Source organism: Microbacterium sp. EB106-03-03-XG65 (assembly GCF_058791955.1).
Genome location: NZ_JBYTEB010000001.1, coordinates 1749877 through 1769355 on the forward strand (window position 1 = coordinate 1749877; position 19479 = coordinate 1769355).

Annotated in this window: 17 protein-coding genes and 1 tRNA gene; 11 read left to right on the plus strand and 7 right to left on the minus strand. The window is 67.9% G+C overall.

The window, feature by feature from the left end; genetic code table 11:
* Positions 1–147: 147 nt before the first annotated feature.
* Positions 148–221, minus strand: a tRNA-Met gene (locus AC3WS6_RS08180).
* 79 nt (positions 222–300) lie between these two features.
* Between AC3WS6_RS08180 and AC3WS6_RS08185 the strand changes: the two genes are divergently transcribed.
* Positions 301–1113 (plus strand): carbon-nitrogen hydrolase family protein, encoded by an 813-nt coding sequence (locus AC3WS6_RS08185; RefSeq protein ID WP_492500545.1) that lies wholly within the window; start codon positions 301–303, stop codon positions 1111–1113.
* 15 nt (positions 1114–1128) lie between these two features.
* Here AC3WS6_RS08185 and AC3WS6_RS08190 read toward each other — a convergent pair whose 3' ends face one another.
* Positions 1129–2328, minus strand: coding sequence for an aminotransferase class I/II-fold pyridoxal phosphate-dependent enzyme (locus AC3WS6_RS08190; RefSeq protein WP_492500546.1), 1200 nt, complete (start codon positions 2326–2328; stop codon positions 1129–1131).
* Positions 2329–2426: 98 nt separating this feature from the next.
* Here AC3WS6_RS08190 and AC3WS6_RS08195 point away from each other — a divergent pair, with 98 nt between their 5' ends.
* From AC3WS6_RS08195 to AC3WS6_RS08205, 3 genes are read left to right on the plus strand one after another with little or no spacing between them, the layout of a single operon-like run.
* Positions 2427–4028, plus strand: a complete 1602-nt coding sequence (locus AC3WS6_RS08195; protein ID WP_492500547.1) for a S1C family serine protease — start codon at positions 2427–2429, stop codon at positions 4026–4028.
* A 53-nt stretch (positions 4029–4081) separates the two neighbouring features.
* Entirely contained in the window at positions 4082–5335 is a 1254-nt protein-coding gene (locus AC3WS6_RS08200) for a CDP-glycerol glycerophosphotransferase family protein (protein ID WP_492500548.1), read from the plus strand.
* Positions 5332–6768 carry a CDP-glycerol glycerophosphotransferase family protein gene (locus AC3WS6_RS08205; RefSeq protein ID WP_492500549.1) on the plus strand — a complete coding sequence of 479 codons (1437 nt, stop codon included), beginning with the start codon at positions 5332–5334 and terminating at the stop codon, positions 6766–6768. The genes AC3WS6_RS08200 and AC3WS6_RS08205 overlap by 4 nt, the downstream gene beginning before the upstream one ends.
* 20 nt (positions 6769–6788) lie before the next feature.
* Here AC3WS6_RS08205 and AC3WS6_RS08210 read toward each other — a convergent pair whose 3' ends face one another.
* Positions 6789–7814, minus strand: a complete 1026-nt coding sequence (locus AC3WS6_RS08210) for a glycosyltransferase family 2 protein (protein ID WP_492501469.1) — start codon at positions 7812–7814, stop codon at positions 6789–6791.
* Between the two features lie 124 nt (positions 7815–7938).
* Here AC3WS6_RS08210 and AC3WS6_RS08215 point away from each other — a divergent pair, with 124 nt between their 5' ends.
* The 6 genes from AC3WS6_RS08215 to AC3WS6_RS08240 all read left to right on the plus strand — a co-directional run bounded on the left by AC3WS6_RS08215 (position 7939) and on the right by AC3WS6_RS08240 (position 13880).
* Positions 7939–9222, plus strand: coding sequence for a CDP-glycerol glycerophosphotransferase family protein (locus AC3WS6_RS08215; protein ID WP_492500550.1), 1284 nt, complete (start codon positions 7939–7941; stop codon positions 9220–9222).
* On the plus strand, positions 9222–9995 hold the full coding sequence (locus AC3WS6_RS08220; protein ID WP_492500551.1) for a biotin--[acetyl-CoA-carboxylase] ligase: 774 nt from the start codon (positions 9222–9224) through the stop codon (positions 9993–9995). The genes AC3WS6_RS08215 and AC3WS6_RS08220 overlap by 1 nt, the downstream gene beginning before the upstream one ends.
* Before the next feature lie 51 nt (positions 9996–10046).
* Positions 10047–10601 carry a PH domain-containing protein gene (locus tag AC3WS6_RS08225; RefSeq protein ID WP_492500552.1) on the plus strand — a complete coding sequence of 185 codons (555 nt, stop codon included), beginning with the start codon at positions 10047–10049 and terminating at the stop codon, positions 10599–10601.
* 112 nt (positions 10602–10713) lie between these two features.
* The gene (locus AC3WS6_RS08230) at positions 10714–11838 is read left to right on the plus strand and encodes a 5-(carboxyamino)imidazole ribonucleotide synthase (protein WP_492500553.1); all 1125 of its coding nucleotides are present in this window, start codon (positions 10714–10716) and stop codon (positions 11836–11838) included.
* Between the two features lie 123 nt (positions 11839–11961).
* Positions 11962–12429, plus strand: a complete 468-nt coding sequence (purE, locus tag AC3WS6_RS08235) for a 5-(carboxyamino)imidazole ribonucleotide mutase (RefSeq protein WP_492501470.1) — start codon at positions 11962–11964, stop codon at positions 12427–12429.
* Entirely contained in the window at positions 12426–13880 is a 1455-nt protein-coding gene (locus AC3WS6_RS08240; protein ID WP_492500554.1) for an LCP family protein, read from the plus strand. Before purE ends, AC3WS6_RS08240 begins: the two co-directional genes overlap by 4 nt.
* A gap of 306 nt (positions 13881–14186) precedes the next feature.
* Here AC3WS6_RS08240 and AC3WS6_RS08245 read toward each other — a convergent pair whose 3' ends face one another.
* On the minus strand, positions 14187–14765 hold the full coding sequence (locus tag AC3WS6_RS08245; protein ID WP_492500555.1) for an LAVTG motif-containing sortase-dependent surface protein: 579 nt from the start codon (positions 14763–14765) through the stop codon (positions 14187–14189).
* Positions 14766–14908: 143 nt separating this feature from the next.
* On the minus strand, positions 14909–16669 hold the full coding sequence (locus AC3WS6_RS08250) for a DUF4012 domain-containing protein (protein WP_492500556.1): 1761 nt from the start codon (positions 16667–16669) through the stop codon (positions 14909–14911).
* Between the two features lie 107 nt (positions 16670–16776).
* Between AC3WS6_RS08250 and AC3WS6_RS08255 the strand changes: the two genes are divergently transcribed.
* Positions 16777–17850 (plus strand): glycosyltransferase, encoded by a 1074-nt coding sequence (locus tag AC3WS6_RS08255; RefSeq protein WP_492500557.1) that lies wholly within the window; start codon positions 16777–16779, stop codon positions 17848–17850.
* A 15-nt stretch (positions 17851–17865) separates the two neighbouring features.
* Here the strand turns inward: AC3WS6_RS08255 and AC3WS6_RS08260 are convergent, their stop codons facing one another.
* Positions 17866–18600 (minus strand): ABC transporter ATP-binding protein, encoded by a 735-nt coding sequence (locus AC3WS6_RS08260; RefSeq protein ID WP_492500558.1) that lies wholly within the window; start codon positions 18598–18600, stop codon positions 17866–17868.
* On the minus strand, positions 18584–19453 hold the full coding sequence (locus AC3WS6_RS08265; RefSeq protein WP_492500559.1) for an ABC transporter permease: 870 nt from the start codon (positions 19451–19453) through the stop codon (positions 18584–18586). The genes AC3WS6_RS08260 and AC3WS6_RS08265 overlap by 17 nt, the downstream gene beginning before the upstream one ends.
* Positions 19454–19479 lie beyond the last annotated feature (26 nt).

Here is a 19479-nt window from a genome sequence, read left to right on the forward strand (position 1 = left end):
GGTGCGCATCGAGATGGACCTCCCCTCGCGTTTCGGAGAGAGCGTCGCGGATGACGTCCACACGGCGCAGCGTCTCGAAAGGCGGCATGCGAAAGGCCCCTGATCAGGATTTCTCCGATCAGGGGCCTTTCGTGTGTCGCATTCTCGTTGCGGGGACAGGATTTGAACCTGCGACCTCCGGGTTATGAGCCCGGCGAGCTACCGAACTGCTCCACCCCGCGGCACGTTTTATAGCCTAACACGGGATTCGGGAGCGCGCGAATCGACGCCGCACAGGATCGGATGGGGAAGGATGTGAACATGACAGAGCCCGCTTCCGCCGCTGTTCCCGTCGCCGTCTGCCAGTTCGCGCCCACGGCGTCCCGGGAGGACAATCGCGATCGGATCGCGGCCATGACGGCGGACGCCGCGCGGCGGGGAGCCCGGCTGGTCGTCTTCCCGGAGTACTCGAGCTACTTCGTCGACCCGATGGACGAGACGCTCGCGGCCAATGCGGAGACACTCGACGGCGACTTCGTCTCGACCCTCACAGCGATCGCGGCAGATCACGGCGTCGTGATCGTGGCGGGGCTCGTCGAGAAGGCTTCCGAGGCGAATCACGTGCACAACACCCTCGTCGCGGTGCGCGGTGACGGGATCCTCGCCGTCTATCGCAAGCAGCATCTGTACGACGCCTTCGGGCAGACCGAGTCCGACTGGATCGAGGCGGGCGAGTTGACCGCCGCCACTTTCGATGTCGCTGGCATCAGGTTCGGGCTCATGACCTGTTACGACCTGCGGTTCCCCGAGGTGGCGCGCACGCTCGTCGACGAGGGGGCTGACGCGCTGGTCGTTCCGGCGGAGTGGGTGCGCGGCCCGCTCAAGGAGCACCACTGGACGACTCTCCTCGCGGCGAGGGCGATCGAGAACACGGTGTTCGTCATCGCCGCCGACCACCCGGCACCGGTGGGGGTGGGGCACTCGCAGATCATCGATCCGCTCGGTGTCGTGATCGCCGGGGTCGGCCTGGATGACGGCATCGCGGTCGCATCGGTCGAGCGCTCTGCGGTGGACCGTGTACGCGAGACGAACCCGTCGCTCCGCGTGCGCCGATACGCGGTCGTACCGCGCTGACCGCCGGACGCCGCGTCAGAAGCTCGTGGCGAGGCGCCGCGCGGCCTCTTCAAGAACCTCGACGCGCTTGCAGGCTGCGAAGCGCACGAGGCCCGAGACGTCGCCGCGATGCGCGTCAGAGACGAAGGCCGCGAGAGGGATCGCGACGACCCCCGCGCGCTCCGGAAGGCTGCGGCAGAATGCGGCCGCGTCGGATCCGCCCAGGGCGGTCGCGTCCGCGACGGTGAAGTATCCCCCCTGCGGCGCGAACACCGTGAATCCCGCCGAGACGAGGCCGGCACCGAGGATCTCGTGCTTCGAGGCGAGTCTCGCGGCCGCGCCGGTGAAGTACTCGTCGCCGAGCCGCAGCCCGACCGCGATCGCAGGCTGCAGGGGAGAGCCGTTGACGTAGGTCAGATATTGCTTCACGGTCAGCACGGCGGTGATGAGCGGTGCGGGGCCGTGCACCCAGCCGATCTTCCACCCCGTCGTCGAGAACGTCTTCCCGGCAGACGAGATCGTGAGCGTGCGCGGGGCCGCTCCCGGCAGCGTCGCGATGGGAGTGTGCGGTGCGTGGAACGCGAGGTGCTCGTAGACCTCGTCCGTCACGATCACCGCGTCATGCGCGTCAGCGAGGCGCACGATCTCGGCGAGCACCTCATGATCGAAGACGGCGCCGGTGGGGTTGTGCGGGTCGTTGACGAGGATGATCCGAGTGCGGTCCGAGACCACCTCCGCAAGACGGTCGAGATCGGGTTGGAAATCGGGAGCGCGCAGCGGCACCGTGCGCAGGCGTGCCCCTGCCAGCGCGACGGCAGCGGCGTACGAGTCGTAGTACGGCTCGAACACGACCACCTCGTCATCCGGGCCGTCGATCAGCGCGAGGATCGTCGCAGTCAGTGCCTCGGTCGCCCCCGCCGTGACGATCACCTCGGTGTCGGGGTCGACTTCGAGGCCGTAGAACCGCCGCTGATGCTCCGAGATCGCAGACAGCAGGTCGGGGATCCCGCGTCCCGGAGGGTATTGGTTCGCTCCCGCCGCGATGGCGCTGCGAGCGGCGTCGAGCACCTCGGCCGGTCCGTCCTCGTCGGGGAACCCCTGACCGAGATTGATGGCGCCTGTTCTGGCCGCTGCTGCCGACATCTCTGCGAAGATGGTGGGTGCGACGCTTCCGTCTGGTGCGAGAAGACCGGCTCCCGCTGCAGTGCGCCGCCAGGCGCCGGGGATGACACTCATGAAGAACAGGCTAAGGCCATAGGCGACACTCATCTTCGCCATACGAAACGCACAGATACACACGTCACTCTGAAGGGGCGTTGTTGAAGGAGCACACCATGAACGAAGACAGCACCCAGGACCACTCGGTACCCGCGTCGCACGACGCCGTGCCGTCCACCGAGGCAGCAGAGGCCGTCGACCGTTCGACGTCCCAGCCCGCCGTCGAGACCTCGCGCGCGCCGGCCGCGACGGACGTCGGCCAGGGGCACCATGTGCCGCCGACGTTCACGTCGACCCCCGCTGTGCCCGGCGGGCAGACTGCGGTCGCCGCCGCGCAGCATCCGGCCGGTATCCCGCCTCGCCCGGAATCGCCGTACGCGGCGCCGCAGCTCTCTCCCGCACAGGCGGGCGCGGGCCAGCACGCCACGGCGCAGGGCGCAGCTTTCGGCATCCACACCGCTACCCAGCCGGGACCCGGCGGGGAGACCGCCGCAGAGGCGCCCAAGACCAAGGAGAAGCCGCGCGCGGGTGTGAAGTTCGCCGCGATCGTGGTTGCCGCAGCCCTCGTCGGCGGTGTCGCCGGCTTCGGCGGCGGAGCCATCCTCAACGGGATCTCGGAGCAGAACTCGACGGGCGTCGCCCAGGGGCCCGAGACCGTGACGGTCAACAACCCCGGGTCGGTGAACGAGACCACCGCGGTCGCGACCGCCGCACTCCCGTCCGTCGTCACCATCGAGGTCGCAGGTGCCAGCGAGGCCGGCAGCGGTTCCGGAGTCATCATCAGCGATGACGGATACGTGCTGACCAACACGCACGTCGTCACGCTCGGTGGCGCGGTGGCTGATCCCACGATCCGCGTGACGACCTCCGACGGCCGGATCTTCTCGGCCGCCGTGGTCGGCACGGATCCGCTCTACGATCTCGCGGTCATCAAGCTCACCGATGCGACCGACCTCACGCCCATCGATTTCGCCGATTCCTCCGACCTCAACGTCGGCGACACGGCTGTGGCGCTGGGCGCACCACTCGGGCTGTCGAACTCGGTCACGACGGGCATCGTGAGCGCACTGAACCGCAGCATCCAGATCGCATCCTCGGCACTGCCGGACTCGTCCGCGGAGGACGCTCCGCAACAGGAGGAGTCTCCCGACAACGGTCAGAGCGAGGGGCCGTTCCAGTTCGATCTTCCGGGCAACACGGCGCAGCCGACCTCGGAGTCGATCTCGATCGCCGTCATCCAGACCGATGCCGCGATCAACCACGGCAACTCGGGCGGCGCTCTCGTGAACAGCAAGGGCGAGCTCATCGGCATCAACGTGGCCATCGCGAGTTCGGGGAGCTCTGAGGAATCCGGTTCGATCGGCATCGGTTTCGCGATTCCCTCGAATGTGGCCAAGCGCGTCTCCCAGGAAATCATCGCAGACGGCGCCGCGACGCACGGTCTGCTCGGAGCGTCCGTCCAGGATGCTGCGAGCGCCGAGAACGCTGAGGTCGCCGGCGCTCTGATCGCGAACGTATCCGACGGGGGAGCCGCGGCGGCTGCGGGGCTCAAGGCGAACGACGTCGTGACGGCCTTCAACGGAGTTCCCGTCACGAGCGCGACCGACCTCACGGCCCAGGTGCGCGCGGCGGCCGGCGGCAGCGACGCCACCGTCACGTACATCCGGGGCGGCAAGGAATACGAGATCGATGTGACTCTCGGCACCCTCGCCGACTGACGGGAGAAACCCCGCGCACAGAGAAGGACGCCACCCCGCGATAGGCTCGCGGGGTGGCGTCCTTCTCTTTCGGCTCCGGCAATGCGGCCAAGCTGCTCAGGATCCCGCTGTACGTCTTCGGCCGACTCGGAACGGCGCTGGTTCCGCGAGGTGAGCGCTGGGTCTTCGGGTGCGGCGCCGGCGTCGGTGACGGCGCCCTTGCGCTGCAGCGGCTGGCCGCCGCAGAGGGGCACGAGACGCTGTGGCTCACGTCGTCGGAACGTGAACGGCGCGACGCAGCGGCGCTCGGCATCCCCGCGGTGCCGAAATCGGGACTGCGCGGCTGGTGGGCGACGGCGCGCTCGGGCGTGGTCGTGGTGACACACGGTCTCGGCGACGTGAACCGATACGCGAATGGCGGAGCCTTCATCGTGCAGCTGTGGCACGGCATACCCCTCAAGCGGATCGGGCTGGACTCTCCGGCGACGGTCCAGGTCCCTGACGTTCCGGGAGCCCCCGCGCTCCGACGGCTCATCGCGCTGCTCTACCGCCACACCGCGCAGCGCATTCGGGTCCTCCCGGCGGCATCGCATCGAGCGCGTGGTCGTCTGGAGTCCGCCTTCGCGCTCGGTGACGACCGGGTGGTCGTGACCGGGGAGCCCCGCGTCGACGTGCTCTCCCGCGGCACGACGACGGAGCGCAGGCGGGCCGCGACCGAGCGGCTCAGCGATGCCGTGGGCGCCGTGTCGCCGGCGGCGCGGACGATCCTGTACGCCCCGACCTGGCGTGACGGCGCCCCTGATCCGGCCGTGCCCACCGCAGAGCAATGGGTGCGGATCGTCACGGTGCTCGAGCAGCACGACGCCACTCTGCTGGTGCGTTCGCATCCGCTCGGAGGGGGCGGCTATGCGCCGCCGATTCCGACCGACCGTGTGCGTTCGCTGGGATCGGGTCTGCTTCCGGACGTGACCCCCGTGCTTGCTGCCGTCGATGTGCTCGTGACCGACTACTCCTCACTCGCCTACGACGCCGGGCTGCTCGCGATGCCGGTGCTCTTCCTCGCTCCGGATGCCGCCGACTATGCGGCGACCCGGGGGTTCTACGGGCGGTTCGAGGAGGTGGCGGGTGGAGATCCCGCGGAGGACTGGGATTCGCTGCTGGCGCGGCTGGTCGCCCTGCTCGATGATGACGCGGCGTTCCGAGAGGCCTCCGCGAGGTCCGCTACGCTCAGCGCGGAGATGCACGCGTTCCGCGACGGGCGCAACACCCGTCGGGTGTACGAGACGATCCGAGCGCGGGGAATCCCCGCGCCGAAGGGAGCAGCATGACGACGGCCCGTATCGATGAGGCGGCAGAGACGCTGATCATCACCGGGGCAGGGCCGCGTCCCGGCATCGCAGAGCTCGTGGGCCCGCGCGCCCGCGTCGCCGCGCGTGTGACGGGCGGCGGCAAGACGTGGAAGGCGGCCTTCCCTCTGCAGGCCGCCCGGTGGGGCGGGCCAGAGCTGCCATTGCCCACGGGCGCGTACGAGCTGCGCATCAGCGATGTCGACGTCGAGGGCCTCGCTCTCCCGCCGACCGTGCTCGAAGGAGTGCGCATCGCTGTGGACTCGGGGATCGCCCATGTCGCCGCTCCGATCGACCCGGTGTACGAGACCGCCGAGGGGCAGGCGACTCTCGAAGGCCGGTACGTCTCCCACCCCGGAGGCACCGAGAACGCGGTGTTCTTCGAGAGCTTCTACGGGCGCAGCGTCGGCTGCAACCCCCGAGCGATCGACCGCGCGCTGGCCGCAGCAGCACCTGAAGTGGTGCGCTACTGGAGCGTGGTGGATCTCTCGGTCGAGGTGCCCGAGGGCGCCATCGCTGTGGTCGAGGGCAGCCCGGAATGGTGGAGGGCACGTGCCGCGGTGCGGCTCCTGATCGTCAACGACTGGCTACGACGACGCTTCGCCCGCAAGCCCGGTCAGAAGGTCCTGCAGACGTGGCACGGCACCCCGTTGAAGCGACTCGCGCTGCATCGCCCGGGCTTCGACCCGAGGCGCATGGCGGCGGTCGTCAAGGAGTCGCGCCGGTGGGATGTCCTCCTCGCCCAGAACACCTACGCCGAGCGCATTCTCCGCAAGGCGTACGCCTTCTTCGGACGACCGATCTGGGTCGAAGGATATCCGCGCAACGACGCGCTCGTCGGGGGAGATTCTTCGGGGATCCGCGCGGCGCTCGGCATCGCCGACGATGAGCACGTGCTGCTCTATGCGCCGACCTGGCGAGACGATCGCACGGAGATGGTCGATTTCATCGATCCCGAGCAGCTCGCACTCCAGACCGACTCGGTGGTTCTGGTGCGTGGACACTCGCGCACGATCGACACCGATCGCGACCGCGCGGGTGCACGCGTGATCGACGTGACGGGTTTTCCGGAGACGGCCCAGCTGCTGCTCGCCGCCGACGCGCTGATCACCGACTACTCCTCCGTGATGTTCGACTTCAGCGTCACGGGCAAGCCGATGTACTTCCTGGTCCCGGACCTCGACCACTATCGGGGAGAGCTGCGCGGCTTCTACTTCGATCTCGCCAGCCGGGCGCCGGGGCCCCTCGTGCAGACGCAAGACGAGCTGATCGCGGCACTGGCCGACGAGACGCATGAGTCGGCTTTCGCGGAGCGGTACTCCCGGTGGCGCGCGCAGTTCAATCGGCGTGACGACGGGAATGCGGCGGAGCGGGTCGTGGCCCGCATCCTCGATCAGGGGTACGTCACGCGCTGATCGGTCCCGGGCAGGACGGATCAGGGAAGAGGCGTGTTCTGCGTGCCCAGCCGTGAGGCGTCGACCGTGTCGCGGGCGCCGCGGAGAACACCGCCGAGGAATCCGAGCCCCCAGGACAGGTGCATGGTCGGCAGCACGAGCAGGGTCCAGAGTCGCTGACGCGGCCCGCCTCCGCCGGGGAGGCACGCGACAGCGACGACGAGAGCCACGTAGAGCAGGATCGGTAGGTGCACGAGCAGCGACAGCGCTGCGGAGAACCAGCCGCCGACGACGCCCGTCACCTGGAGTATGCCGGTCACCACGGCGAGGCCGACGAGCACGACCAGTGCCGGGGGAGCGAAATAGCGGATGCCGTTGCGACGACCGAACCGGCGGACGAGCTCACCACGCCACGCGCCCGTCGCGCGGAACTGCCGCGCGAGGCGAAGCCAGCTCTCGCGGGGCCAGTAGGTCACCGAGAGCTGCGGATCGAACCACACCCGGTGGCCGGCCTGACGGATGCGCAGGTTGAGTTCCCAGTCCTCGCCTCGACGGATCGTCTCATCGAAGAGACCCACTTCGTCGAGCACCTCGCGGCGCATCACGCCGAGATACGCCGATTCGGCTTCGCCTTCGTGGGTCCCACCGTGGTAAGCGCCGCCGCCCAGCCCGACAGGGGAGTTGTAGAGGCGCGCGACCGCCTTCTGGAACGGCGTGCGGCCTTCCGCGTGCATGACCCCGCCCACATTGGCGGCACCCGTGCGGTCGAGCGTCTCGAGCGCACGCGCGACGTATCCGGGCGCGAGTTCGGAGTGCGCATCGACGCGGACGATCGTGGCGTATCTGCTCGCCCGGATCGCTGCGTTGAGTCCGACGGGGATGTGAGCGGCGGGGTTGTCGACGAGACGGATGCGCTCATCGCCCGCTGCGAGGCGGTGAGCGAGCTGCGTCGTGCCGTCGGACGATGGCCCGAGCGCCAAGACGAGTTCAGCCGGAATGTCGAGCTCCTGTGCCAGGACGGAGGCGACAGCGTGCTCGAGGTACGCCCTCTCGTTGAGCACGGGCATCACGAATGAGACCCCGAGCGCAGGGGAGGGGGAGTCGTCGTGGGGCACATGACGATCATGGCATGTGCTCGTCGGACGTTCGCTGATTCCCCGAGAGGTGGCGAGCCCTCGGTATCCTGGAGGGATGGGTGCCGTGTCGGATGCGAAGAAGGCCTACCGTCTGCTGAAGCGGGCGCTCGCCTCGCGAACCGCCGTGCAGCGCGTTCGCAGGAGACTGGCTGAGAGCGAACCGCATCAGCCAGGGCAGTACAAGGTCGCGGTGTACTTCGCCGACGGCGCCGTCAACATGTACCAGATGCGTCAGTGGTATCGCCCGCTCGCCGAGTTGGGCAAGCATTGGCCGGTCGTGGTGCTCGCCCGTGCGGCGACGGGGGCAGACAAGCTCCTCGACGAGGATGCTCCGCCCGTGGCGTTCGTCCCGACGGTGCGCGATCTCGAGCGCTTCATCGCCACCCAGGACATCCGCGTCGTTCTCTACGTGAACCAGAACACCCGCAACTTCCAGATGTTCCGGTACGGCCGGCGGTGGCATGTCTTCATCAATCACGGCGAGTCCGACAAGATGTACATGACCACGAACCAGTACAAGGCCTATGACTATGCGTTCGTCGCGGGGCAGGCGGCGCGCGACCGGCTGTCGCGGACCCTGTGGGACTACGACATCGACAGGCGGACGCTGGAGATCGGGCGTCCCCAGGCCGACCATTACTCGGGCAGCCTGCCGTACACGCCCGATGATCGGATCGTCGTCCTCTACGCGCCGACGTGGGAGGGCGATCGTCCGAGCGCGCATTACGGGTCGATCGCGACTCACGGCGAGGCGCTCGTCGCGGCCCTGCTCGCGTCGAAGAGTCATCGGGTGATCTACCGGCCGCATCCGCGGAGCGGCGTCGTGGACCATGAGTACGGCGCTGCGCACAAACGCATCATCGCGTCGATCTCCGCGGCGAACGCGGCGGATCCCGCGGCACAGCACGTGTATGACCACGGCGCCGAACTCGGGTGGCAGCTCGCCGCGGCCGACGTCGCCGTCGTCGACATCTCGGCGATGGTCTACGACCGCCTCGCTGTCGGCAAGCCGCTTCTGATCACACGCCCGGCCGACGAGCGTGCATCGGTCGACACGAACGGGTATCTCTCCGATTGCGAATGGCTGGACGCGGATGCTGCGAGCGGCATCGTCGCCCAGGTCGAGCGCGTCCGGGCAGATGAGGCCGCCACGGCACGTCTGCGGATGTGGGTTCAGCACTATTTCGGTGACACCACCGAGGGCGTGGCGACCCAGAAGTTCCACGCCGCGATAGAGCGACTCATGCAGGAGTGGGATCACTGGCACCGGCATGAGGTCGGGGCGGTCCGCGGCGACGAGGACGATGATGACGATGAGATCGATGACGAGGAGGTCTGATGCTCGCGCTCCCTCTCGTCCGAGCGGTCGCCTCGCGCCTCGAAATCGTGGCGGAAGCGGGTTCCACCAACGCCATGCTGCGCGAGTCGGCTGCGGAGTCTGACGCCTGGCCTCATCTCTCGGTGCTGGCGACCGACAACCAGACTGCCGGTCGCGGGCGGCTCGACCGCCAGTGGACGGCTCCGCCAGGAACCTCCCTCGCTGTTTCCGTGCTGCTGCGTCGCCTGCCGGAATCATGGTCCGCGCGGGGGTGGATTCCGCTCGCCGCGGGCCTGGCCATGGCGGATGCCGTGTCCGATCAGGCCCCGGGGCGGTCTGTCACGGTGAAGTGGCCCAATGACGTCCTCGTCGACGGATCCAAGATCTGCGGCATCCTCGCGGAGGCTGCTGCGGCGTCGGTCATCGTCGGCACCGGTGTGAACATCACCATGACCTCCGAGCAGCTTCCCGTGCCGACTGCGACGTCGTTCGCCGTTCTCGGGATAGACGCTGATGCCGACCGGCTCCTGGCGCGATACCTTCGGAGTCTCGACGCGACGATCAGCCGGCTGGTCTCGACCGGGGATGCGCAGGCGAGCGGCCTCCACGAGGCGGTCAGTGCCCGTTGCAGCACTCTCGGCCAGGACGTCGTCGTGCTGCTCCCGGGCGATCGCAGACTCGAGGGGACCGCGGTCGCGCTCGATCGGGAGGGGCGTCTCGTCGTGAGCGAAGGCGGAGTCCTTCACTCCGTCGCAGCGGGCGATGTGGTGCATGTGCGGCCGAATCAAGGCTGACACGCCCGGCGCGCAGAACGCGATGTCGGCAGTGGCGGGCACAATGGAGGGGTGACCCAGCCCGTGACTCTCGGCGGCCGGCCGACGATGCCGCCGCCGGGCGTGCCCACCGAAGAGCTGCTCATCGCACGCTTCCGCGGGCACGCGCGCCGCCTGTTCTGGTCTGCTCTGGTGCTGATCGCTGTCTTCGGCGCGACGGCGTACCTGTACGACAACCTGCCTGAGCCTTTCCAGAACTGGATGCTCCTGACCGCAGCGGGAGCGGCCCTGCTGCTGCTCGTCGTCGTGCCCTACGTGATCTGGTACTCGCGAACGACCACAGTGACGACCCGCAGGGTGATCGTCGTGCACGGGCTCGGCGCGCGAAACCGCCGTGAGATGTCGCACGCCCGCGGCTACACGATCGGCGTGCGCCGGGGCATCCTGCAGCGCATGTGGGGTGTAGGGACCATCGCGCTCTCGAACGGGGTCGATGCGCCTCTCCGGCTCGCGAACGTGCCGAACGTCACGCTTGTGCATGAGGCGCTCGCGGATCAGATCGAGGTCAGCCAGATCCTCGCGCACCGCGATGCGCAGTCGGGGCAGGATTCCTCGGGCGGGTTCTGACCTCCGCGGCCCGTTCGGCGCTCGAGGCCCTCCGGCACCGAGACTCTCGACCCCAGGCGCACACCACGGGTGCGCCGATGCGGGAGAATGGTCGGGACGAATGGAGGCGCACATGGCGTTGCGCGTTGGCGTGATCGGTGGCGGCCAGCTGGCCAGGATGATGATCGCCCCTGCGGTGGAGCTGGGGCTCGACCTGAGGGTGCTCGCAGAGGATGAGGGCATGTCCGCCCGACTCGCGGCGACGGCGGTCGGAGACTACCGCGACCTCGAGGTCGTCCGCGCGTTCGTGAAGGACGTCGACGTGGTGACCTTCGACCATGAGCACGTTCCGCAGGAGGTGCTGCGCGCGCTGGTGGCCGACGGCGTGGCCGTGCATCCGGGGCCGGAGGCGCTCCAGTTCGCGCAGGACAAGCTGGTGATGCGGGCTCGCCTCGCCGAGCTCGGCGTACCTCAGCCCGACTGGGCTCCTGTCCGCGATGCGGCTGATCTGCAGGCCTTCCTCGATGAGCACGACGGGCGAGGAGTCGTCAAGACGCCTCGCGGGGGTTACGACGGCAAGGGGGTCCGTGTCGTGCGCTCGGTGGACGACGCGCAGGATTGGCTCGCCGCGCTGGGAGAGGGCGACGAGCTCCTCGTCGAGGAGCTCGTGCCGTTCGTGCGTGAACTCGCCCAGCAGGTCGCGCGCCGTCCGAGCGGCGAGATCGTCGCATACCCCGTCGTCGAGACTGTGCAGCGCGAGGGCGTGTGCGCCGAGGTCATCGCTCCCGCTCCGGCCGCGACCGACCGTCTCGTGCGGGTCGCAGAGGACATCGGGAGGTCGATCGCAGAAGGGCTCGGCGTCACCGGCATGCTCGCAGTCGAGCTCTTCGAGACCGACGACGAGCGCATCCTCGTCAATGAACTCGCGATGCGTCCCCACAACAGCGGTCACTGGAGCCAGGATGGCGCCGTGACCGGGCAGTTCGAGCAGCATCTGCGCGCCGTCGCCGATCTGCCGCTCGGCGCCACCGAGCCTCGGTCGCGGTGGTCGGTCATGGTGAACATCCTCGGCGGTCCCCGGGAAGGGACGCTCGGGCAGCGTTTCGCCGGTGCGATGGCGGAGCACCCCTCGGCGAAGATCCACACCTACGGCAAGGATCCACGTCCTGGCCGGAAGGTCGGTCATGTCAACGTCTCCGGCGACGACCTCGACGACGTCGTGTATGTCGCGCGTGCGGCGGCAGCGCATTTCGAGTGACCGGCTCCGAATGCCGTGCGAGAGAGAGGCGCGCCGTTCGGGGTTTCTCCCAGCACCAGACCGTAGCCTGAGTGGGTGACTGAGCCATTGCATTCCTCCGCTGCGCCCCTCGTCGGTGTCGTCATGGGATCCGACTCCGACTGGCGCGTGATGCGTGACGCATCGCAGGCGCTGACGGACTTCTCCATTCCGCATGAGGTGGAGGTCGTGTCGGCTCATCGCACGCCGGACAAGCTCATGCAGTACGCGAGAGAAGCCCGTTCCCGTGGCATCCGCGTCATCATCGCCGGAGCCGGGGGAGCGGCGCACCTTCCCGGGATGCTGGCCTCGATGACGGCGCTGCCGGTGATCGGTGTGCCTGTACCGCTCGCCTACCTCGACGGCATGGATTCGCTGCTCTCCATCGTGCAGATGCCCGCAGGGATACCCGTCGCGACGGTGTCGATCGGCGGTGCCAAGAACGCCGGCCTCCTCGCGGCCCGCATACTCGGTGCGTCCGACGACGATCTCGCCGACCGGGTCGAAGCCTATGCTCTCGATCTCGAGGCGCAGGTCGAGGAGAAGAACGAACGGCTGAAGGGCTCGCTGTGACCCTCGCGCCGCCGCGTGGTGCGGCGCGTCCGATCATCGAGACGAAGCCGCTGCGTCACCCCGATTCCGCGGACAGCGGGCTCATGACCAAGCGCGGCTGGTGGCTCGTGCTGCTCAACGTGATCGTTCCGGGGTCCGCTCAGGTGCTCGCCGGCAACAGAAGGCTCGGCCGGTTCGGGCTCGGAGCGACTCTCGTCGCCTGGTCGCTCGTCATCGTGGCGGCCGGTCTGGCTCTCTTCGCACGACCGTTCTTCCTCTGGTTGACGGTAGGCGGAGGTTTCTTCTCGGCGGCGATCCTCACGCTCATCCAGGTTCTGCTGATCGCCTACGTCGTGCTGTGGATCGTGCTCACCTTCGACGCGCTACGACTCGTGCGGCTCGTCAAGGTGCCGGGACTCTCGAAGCTGGCCATCCCGCTTGTCGCGCTGCTGATTCTCGGACTCGTCGGAAGCGGGACCGCCTACGCGGCCTCCATCGTCGGTTCGGCGCGCAACACCATCAGCACGATCTTCGGACAGAGTGGACCGAGCCTTCCGCCGAGCGACGGCTACTACAACATCCTCCTCCTGGGCGCGGACAGCGGCGAGGGCCGCGATTCGATGCGGTACGACAGCATCTCGGTGGTCTCCGTCAACGCCGACACCGGTGCGGTCACGATCACCGGAATCCCGCGTGAGTTGCCGAATGCCCCCTTCAGCGAGGGCAGCCCCATGCAGGCGCTGTACCCGAACGGCTTCGAGGGCCACCAGTCGAGTGCGTGCGGGTGGAACGGGTGGATGAACCACATCCGCAACGCCGCGGAGGTCTGCCGCGACGACAACGGCACGAGCCTGTATCCGGATGCCGTGGCGAACGGCTCGGACCCGGGGATCGAGGCGACGAAGGATGCGGCCGAGGGAGTACTCGGAATCGAGATCCCCTACTACGTCTTCGTCGACATGCACGGGTTCGCCGCCCTCGTCGACGCCCTGGGCGGCGTCACGATCACCGCGACCGAGCGACTCCCCAAGGGCGGGCCGCCGGAGGGGACGGATCCCTATGATGTCGATGCGTGGGCGATCGGCTGGATCGAGCCCGGCGAGCAGATCATGGACGGTGACACCGCTCAGTGGTACGCGCGCTCCCGGTACACGACCAGTGACTGGGACCGGATGAAGCGTCAGCGGGAACTGCAGGAGGCGATCCTCGCGCAGTTCACCCCGCAGACCGTTCTGACTCGGTTCAACGAGGTCGCGTCCGCAGGTACCGCGCTCATCAGCACCGACCTTCCTCAGGGCAAGCTTCCTGAGTTCTTCGAGCTGATGACCAAGGCGAAAGAGCAGCAGGTCACGACGATCGAGTTGACACCGGAGAACGGCGTCGAAGAACTCAGCCCTGACTACGGGTACATCCACTCGATGATCCAGCAGTCGCTGCATCCGCCGACGCCGACCCCGGTTCCCTCACCCTGATCACCCGTCGGTCGGCATTCGGGTAGCCACCGCCATCCCGCGCCACGCGCGGAGGAGCCGGTCGGTGTGCGGAGCCTGTGCGTTCGGTGACCGGACGCGCAGCAGCATGAGTGAACCCACGGCTGCCTCTCGAATACGAGAGTGCGGCCGTGGGCTGGTGGTGTGGATGACCCCACGGCTGCCCCTCGAGAGAGTGAGGCGCAGCCGTGGGTCTCCGGTGAAGCACCGGATTCGCCAGACGACGGTGATCGGAGGGGGAGGGATCACCGTCGTCCAGCCGACCCCCGCACGTGGCGGGAGCCTGACCTAGGCGCGCTGCTTGTTGCGGCGCGTGATTCCAGTGGCGACGAGAGCGCCGCCCGCCACGACGGCGGCAGCGCCACCGCCGAGGATCCACGGAGAGACCTCGGAACCGGTCAGAGCCAGCTCGAGCCCTCCCCCTGTGAGCGGAAGCTCGCTTCCGGCTGTTGCGACAGCCGGATCGTGGTCGCAGCTCACGGCCGAGTCGTGTCCGTGGGACACGGTGACCGTCGCTGTGTACGACCGAGTGCCGTTGAAGGCGAGGGAGTATGAGCCCTCGCCGTCTGCGGGCGGACGGAACGTGACCATCAGGCTGCCATCGGCAGCCGCCGTGTTGCCCGAGACCGCAGATGCTCCGGCATCGAGACCCGATACCGAGACACCGACATTCTCCGACGGCTGGAAGTATCCCGCGCCGAAGACGACGGTCGATACCTCGCAGGTGTCGATGATCGGTTCCCCGACCGCGACGCGTGGCGTCTCCGCATAGTTATCGGAGTCGCCAGGTGCGGCGGTTGCGACGGCCGGTGCCATGAGCACGAGCGCGCCAGCGGCAAGGCTGATTGCAGCCAGTTTCTTCAGCATGATTCTCCCCAGAAATACACGCGGAATCACACCCGGACACACCCCTGCGTCCGACTGTGTGAGCTCATCCCGTCCCCACGACAGGATTACTGAGCCCAGATATTCCCCAGTGGGGATGACACTACATCATCGCGGAACCAAAGTCACGATGCGCAACGCAGTTGTTCCCGAGTGATTTCCGGCGTCCTCACCATCGGGGTGTGCTCGACCTCGGTCAGGCGCTCGCCGGCACCGGTTCCGGTGTACTCGACGGTGATCGTGGTCGATTCTCCGGGTGCCAGCAGCACGTCGTGCTGCACCGCTGTGCGATCACCGAGAAGAGCCGTCTGCACAGTCTCCTCCTCGCCGTCACGGTCGATGTGCGACGGCGTCGCGCCCTCGGGGCCGTAGACCATCACGAGGGTGCGCAGAGAGCCCGGCGTGACCCCGTAGTAGCCTCCGCCGGTCACGTACGGCGGGAGAGCGGGAACCTCGGCTGCGGCGATGCCGTTCGTCCAGGTCACTCGGACCTGCGTTGTCGGCTCGCCGTCGCAGATCCCCACCGCCGTCGAGATCTCGGCGTCGGAGTAGTAGTCCATCTTGCCGCCCGTGGCATCGTTGATCAGCACGCCCACGTGCACCTCCGTGCCGTCGGCCGGCAGGGCGCCGCCGAGACTGCTCGCGGCGAGGAGCTGCTCCTCGTCCTCGTACGCACTCCAGATGCGGATGCGATCCTCTTCGGCCGACGTGACGAGCGCGCCCACGAGCTTCTTCGGATCCCCGCCCGAGAGCGCCGCCCCGAAGAGCGCGCTCGCCGCCTGAGCGAAGATCTGGTCCTGCACGGCCGGATCGGGGACCGTCGCGTAGATCTCGGAGAGGAGGATGCTCACGACGTTGTCCTGATCGGCCGTGAACGGCCCGAAGGGGAGGGGGCCTGTGACCGCGAGAAGGTGCTTGGTCATGACGGAGTCGACCGCGATGACGCCGTCGACCGGAGTTCCGAAGCGGTCCTGCCAGCGAGCGGCGATCACCGGGGCCGCCTCGGTGAAGTCCGGAATGCTGGTGATGTTCTGGAGGTAGCGCCCCGGCCGGTCCTCGAACAGCGCAGTCGTCGACTCGCTCAGCGGCAGGGGCGTATCGAGAGCGGGGAAGTCCAGTGTCGACGCCTGCTGGATGAGACTGATCCGACCGCCCTCGGCGTGCAGCAGTGCGATCGCTCCGATGATGCCTCCGGCGGATCGCAGCTCGGAGTTGTTCTGCATGGCGATGACGTAGTTCCTCGGTCCCTCGCCTCCCAGCATGCTCGGAAGCAGAGCCGCCGCCCCGTGGAGGGACCCGACGACCGTCGCGCCCTCGGTCACCGCCGTCCGCATCTCGCGGACCGCGTCGGCGAGCGGGGGCAGCGTGCCGTCTGCGTCGATGCGGAGCGCCTGCGACTCGGCCGCTGTCAGCGTGGCGCTCGCGTCGGCGAGTGCGGGCTCGATCAACTGGAACGGCGCGAGATCGATCGCTCCGTTCGAGAATCCGAGGCTCGCGAGGTCCACCTCTCCTGCCACTTCGAGCACAGGCACGAGCGCGTCGCCCGAGATGTCGTCGACGATCTCTGAGATCTCGCTCACCGCGGTGAAGTTGGGACCGACCCACGGAACGATTCCGAAGGCGTGCCAGACGGGATCGGACGTGAGGCCGTGTGCCGACTCCGCGTGGTGGGCGATGCTCTTCGCAAGCGACGCCGCTTCATCGAGGTCGCCCTCGCCGATCGCCGACTTGAGGTCTGTCGATGACGCGGCGACCTGCTGCAGGTCGTTCACGGCTCCTATGCCACGCACCGTCACCCAACCGATGCAGAGGACGAGCAGGGTCAGGATCACGCCGATGGACCATTTCAGCCATCGGCGCTGCACAGGAAGTCGTCCGTCACTCACGTGAGCATTCAAGCACGAAGCGGGATGACGGCCTACACGGCCGCCGATCAGCCCTGTCTGCCGCGATCCTCCGCGGCCCCCGGTGCCCGGACTATTACTGTTGTCGCATGAGTGCTCGGCTGCGTGTTGTCCTCGATCAGCTGGCGCACGTCGTCGATCCCGATCAGGCGTCGGCTTCGCTCGACCTCGTCGCCGGCCTGGTGCGCACCGCGCCGTCCGGCTGCGATGTCGAGGCCATCGTTCCTGCCGGCGCGGAGCCCTCAGTGCAGGGGCTGGCCGCGGTGCGGAAGCTGCCTCTCGCGCGCCGGGAGCTGGCCGGTTCCTGGCAGCTCGGGTTGACGCAGGGTGTCGGTGGCGGGCTCATCCACTCGTCGACGTTGATGGCCCCGCTCGTTCGGCACGACCGGGTGCACGATCACGACCAGACGACGGTGACTGCGTGGGACCTGCTCGCCTGGGATGCCCCGGGCTCGCTCCCCAAATCCGTCGCCTCGTGGCAGCGGGCCATGATGAAGCGCGCGGTGAAGCATGCGGACGCGGTGGTCGTGCCCTCACATGCGATGGCCGCGCGACTCGATGAGATCACCGGGCTCGGAGATCGCGTGCGTGTGATCGCGGGTGCTGCGCCGAACGGATTCATCGTCCCGTTCGACGCCGCCCGACGCCGCGACGAACTGTCGCTGCCTCAGGGCTATCTCGTTCTGACGGGATCGGAGCGGACTCTCGAGGCGGGGTTCCTCGCTGCAGTCGCCGCCGGAGCGCAGGCCGTCGTGCTCGACGTGGCGGAAGGGATGGAGCCCCGGATCGCCGAGATCGCAGCGGCGGCCGGCCTTCCGGAGTCGCGCGCCCACATGCGCGGGAGTCTGTCGCGAGACGATCGTGCTGCGGTCTTCGCCGGAGCCTCCGCTCTGGTCGCCACGAGTGCCGCGCCCGCGTGGCCGTGGCGCGTCGTCGAGGCGATGACTCTCGGTGTTCCGGTGATCGCGGTCGAGAGCGCTGTACACCGCGACGTCATCGCGGACGGCGGGGCGATCGTGTCTGCAGGCGAGATCCCCGACGCGGTCGTCGACGGTCTCGGCGCCGGAGCACGGAGGCTCAGCGTTCTCGGTGCCGACCGTTCGCGGGCATTCTCGTGGCTGGGTGCAGCCGAGCGGGTGTGGGGACTCCACGCCGACCTGTGAGGCCGGGACGCTCGGTCAGATGCGCATCAGTTCGACGGCATCCTTGCTCGGACCGTCGTAGCGGATCTTGCCCTCCTGCAGCAGGATCCCGCGTTCGCACAGATCCGAGACCATGTTCAGATCGTGGCTCACGACGACCAGGGTCTTGCCCTGTGCGTGCAGCTCGCGGATCCGCGTGAGGCATTTGCGCTGGAAAGGCTCGTCGCCGACGGAGAGGATCTCATCGATGAGCAGCACGTCGACATGCGTGTGGATGGCGACCGAGAACGCGAGGCGCAGGAACATGCCGGAGGAGTAGTGCTTGACCTCCGTGTCGATGAACTTCTCGATCTCGCTGAACTCGACGATCGAATCGAACTGGTCCTTGGTCTCCTGCTTCGACATGCCCAGGATCGCGGCGTTCAGGAAGATGTTCTCGCGTCCGGAGAGATCCGGGTGGAATCCGGCGCCGACCTCGATGAGCCCGGCGACGCGTCCCCTCGTGCGCACCTGTCCCTCGTCGGGGCGCAGGACTCCGGAGATCAGCTTGAGCATCGTCGACTTGCCGGATCCGTTGAATCCGAGGAGCGCCACCGCCTCGCCCTCGCCGATCTCGAATGAGACGCCGTCGAGCGCCTGGAAGTCGGTCGTGAGCGGCTTGCGCCGCACGGCCGCCACGAACGTCTCCTTGATGGAGTGGGTGTGGCGGAGCTTGAAGTGCTTGTGCACGTCCTCGACGAGGATGCGAGGCGTCTCAGAGATCCTGGGCAAAGCGACCCTCCAGGCGGCGGAACACGAGTTCGCCGATGATCAGGATGACGATGGACACGGCGAGGGCTATCAGGGAGTGGACCCACAGCGCCGGCAGCGGCTGGGCGTTCGCGGGATCGAGCCCATGCCAGATGCCGTAGTGGAACAGCTCGACGGCGCCGGTGATGGGATTGAGCGCGTAGAGCTGGAACAGCCATTCCGGCACCTTCGACTGCACCATCTGCCACTGGTACATGACCGGCGAGGCCCAGACCGACACCATCACGATGATCTCGACGAAGCTCTGCGCGTCTCGGAAGGTCACGTTGATCGCGCCGAAGAGGAGTCCGAGCCCCGTCGCGAGCAGCGCGATGATCACCAGCCCGAGCAGAAGGGCGCCGATGCCGATGAGGGTCGGCGTCCAGCCGAAGAAGAGTGCGATGACGATCACGACGATGATCTGCGGCACGGTGTTGATCGCCGCGACCATGGTGCTCGCGACGGGGAACATCTGCCGAGGGAAGTAGATCTTCTTGATGAGCGCCGCGTTGTCGACGAGCGACCTCGTGGCGTTCGAGAACGACTCGTTGAAGAACGTCACCGCGGTGATGCCCGACAGCAGGTAGATCGGGTAGTACTCGATGCTGTCGTTCAGGCGGAGGAAGACGCCGAGGGCGAAGAAGAAGACCAGGAACTGGATCAACGGCTTGACGTACGACCACAGCCACCCGAGGACCGAACCCCGGTAACGGATGCCCACTTCCTTGCGGACGATCAGGCTGAGAAGGTACCTGCGCCGAAACACGTCGAGCAGTCCGGTGCTCCCGCCGGGCTGGGTCAGTCGCAGCTCATCGGGTACTGATGTGTGAGACACGGGCGTTCTCGTCACCTCCGTCAGAC

What these genes read in the sequence shown, in the direction of transcription:
- purE (WP_492501470.1), top strand. Translation starts at nt 11,962, where the DNA reads ATGGGATCCGACTCCGACTGGCGCGTGATGCGTGACGCATCGCAGGCG.
- AC3WS6_RS08205 (WP_492500549.1), top strand. Translation starts at nt 5,332, where the DNA reads ATGACGACGGCCCGTATCGATGAGGCGGCAGAGACGCTGATCATCACC.
- AC3WS6_RS08215 (WP_492500550.1), top strand. Translation starts at nt 7,939, where the DNA reads ATGGGTGCCGTGTCGGATGCGAAGAAGGCCTACCGTCTGCTGAAGCGG.
- AC3WS6_RS08210 (WP_492501469.1), bottom strand. Translation starts at nt 7,814, where the DNA reads ATGCCCGTGCTCAACGAGAGGGCGTACCTCGAGCACGCTGTCGCCTCC.
- AC3WS6_RS08220 (WP_492500551.1), top strand. Translation starts at nt 9,222, where the DNA reads ATGCTCGCGCTCCCTCTCGTCCGAGCGGTCGCCTCGCGCCTCGAAATC.
- AC3WS6_RS08195 (WP_492500547.1), top strand. Translation starts at nt 2,427, where the DNA reads ATGAACGAAGACAGCACCCAGGACCACTCGGTACCCGCGTCGCACGAC.
- AC3WS6_RS08245 (WP_492500555.1), bottom strand. Translation starts at nt 14,765, where the DNA reads ATGCTGAAGAAACTGGCTGCAATCAGCCTTGCCGCTGGCGCGCTCGTG.
- AC3WS6_RS08255 (WP_492500557.1), top strand. Translation starts at nt 16,777, where the DNA reads ATGAGTGCTCGGCTGCGTGTTGTCCTCGATCAGCTGGCGCACGTCGTC.
- AC3WS6_RS08190 (WP_492500546.1), bottom strand. Translation starts at nt 2,328, where the DNA reads ATGAGTGTCATCCCCGGCGCCTGGCGGCGCACTGCAGCGGGAGCCGGT.
- AC3WS6_RS08230 (WP_492500553.1), top strand. Translation starts at nt 10,714, where the DNA reads ATGGCGTTGCGCGTTGGCGTGATCGGTGGCGGCCAGCTGGCCAGGATG.
- AC3WS6_RS08185 (WP_492500545.1), top strand. Translation starts at nt 301, where the DNA reads ATGACAGAGCCCGCTTCCGCCGCTGTTCCCGTCGCCGTCTGCCAGTTC.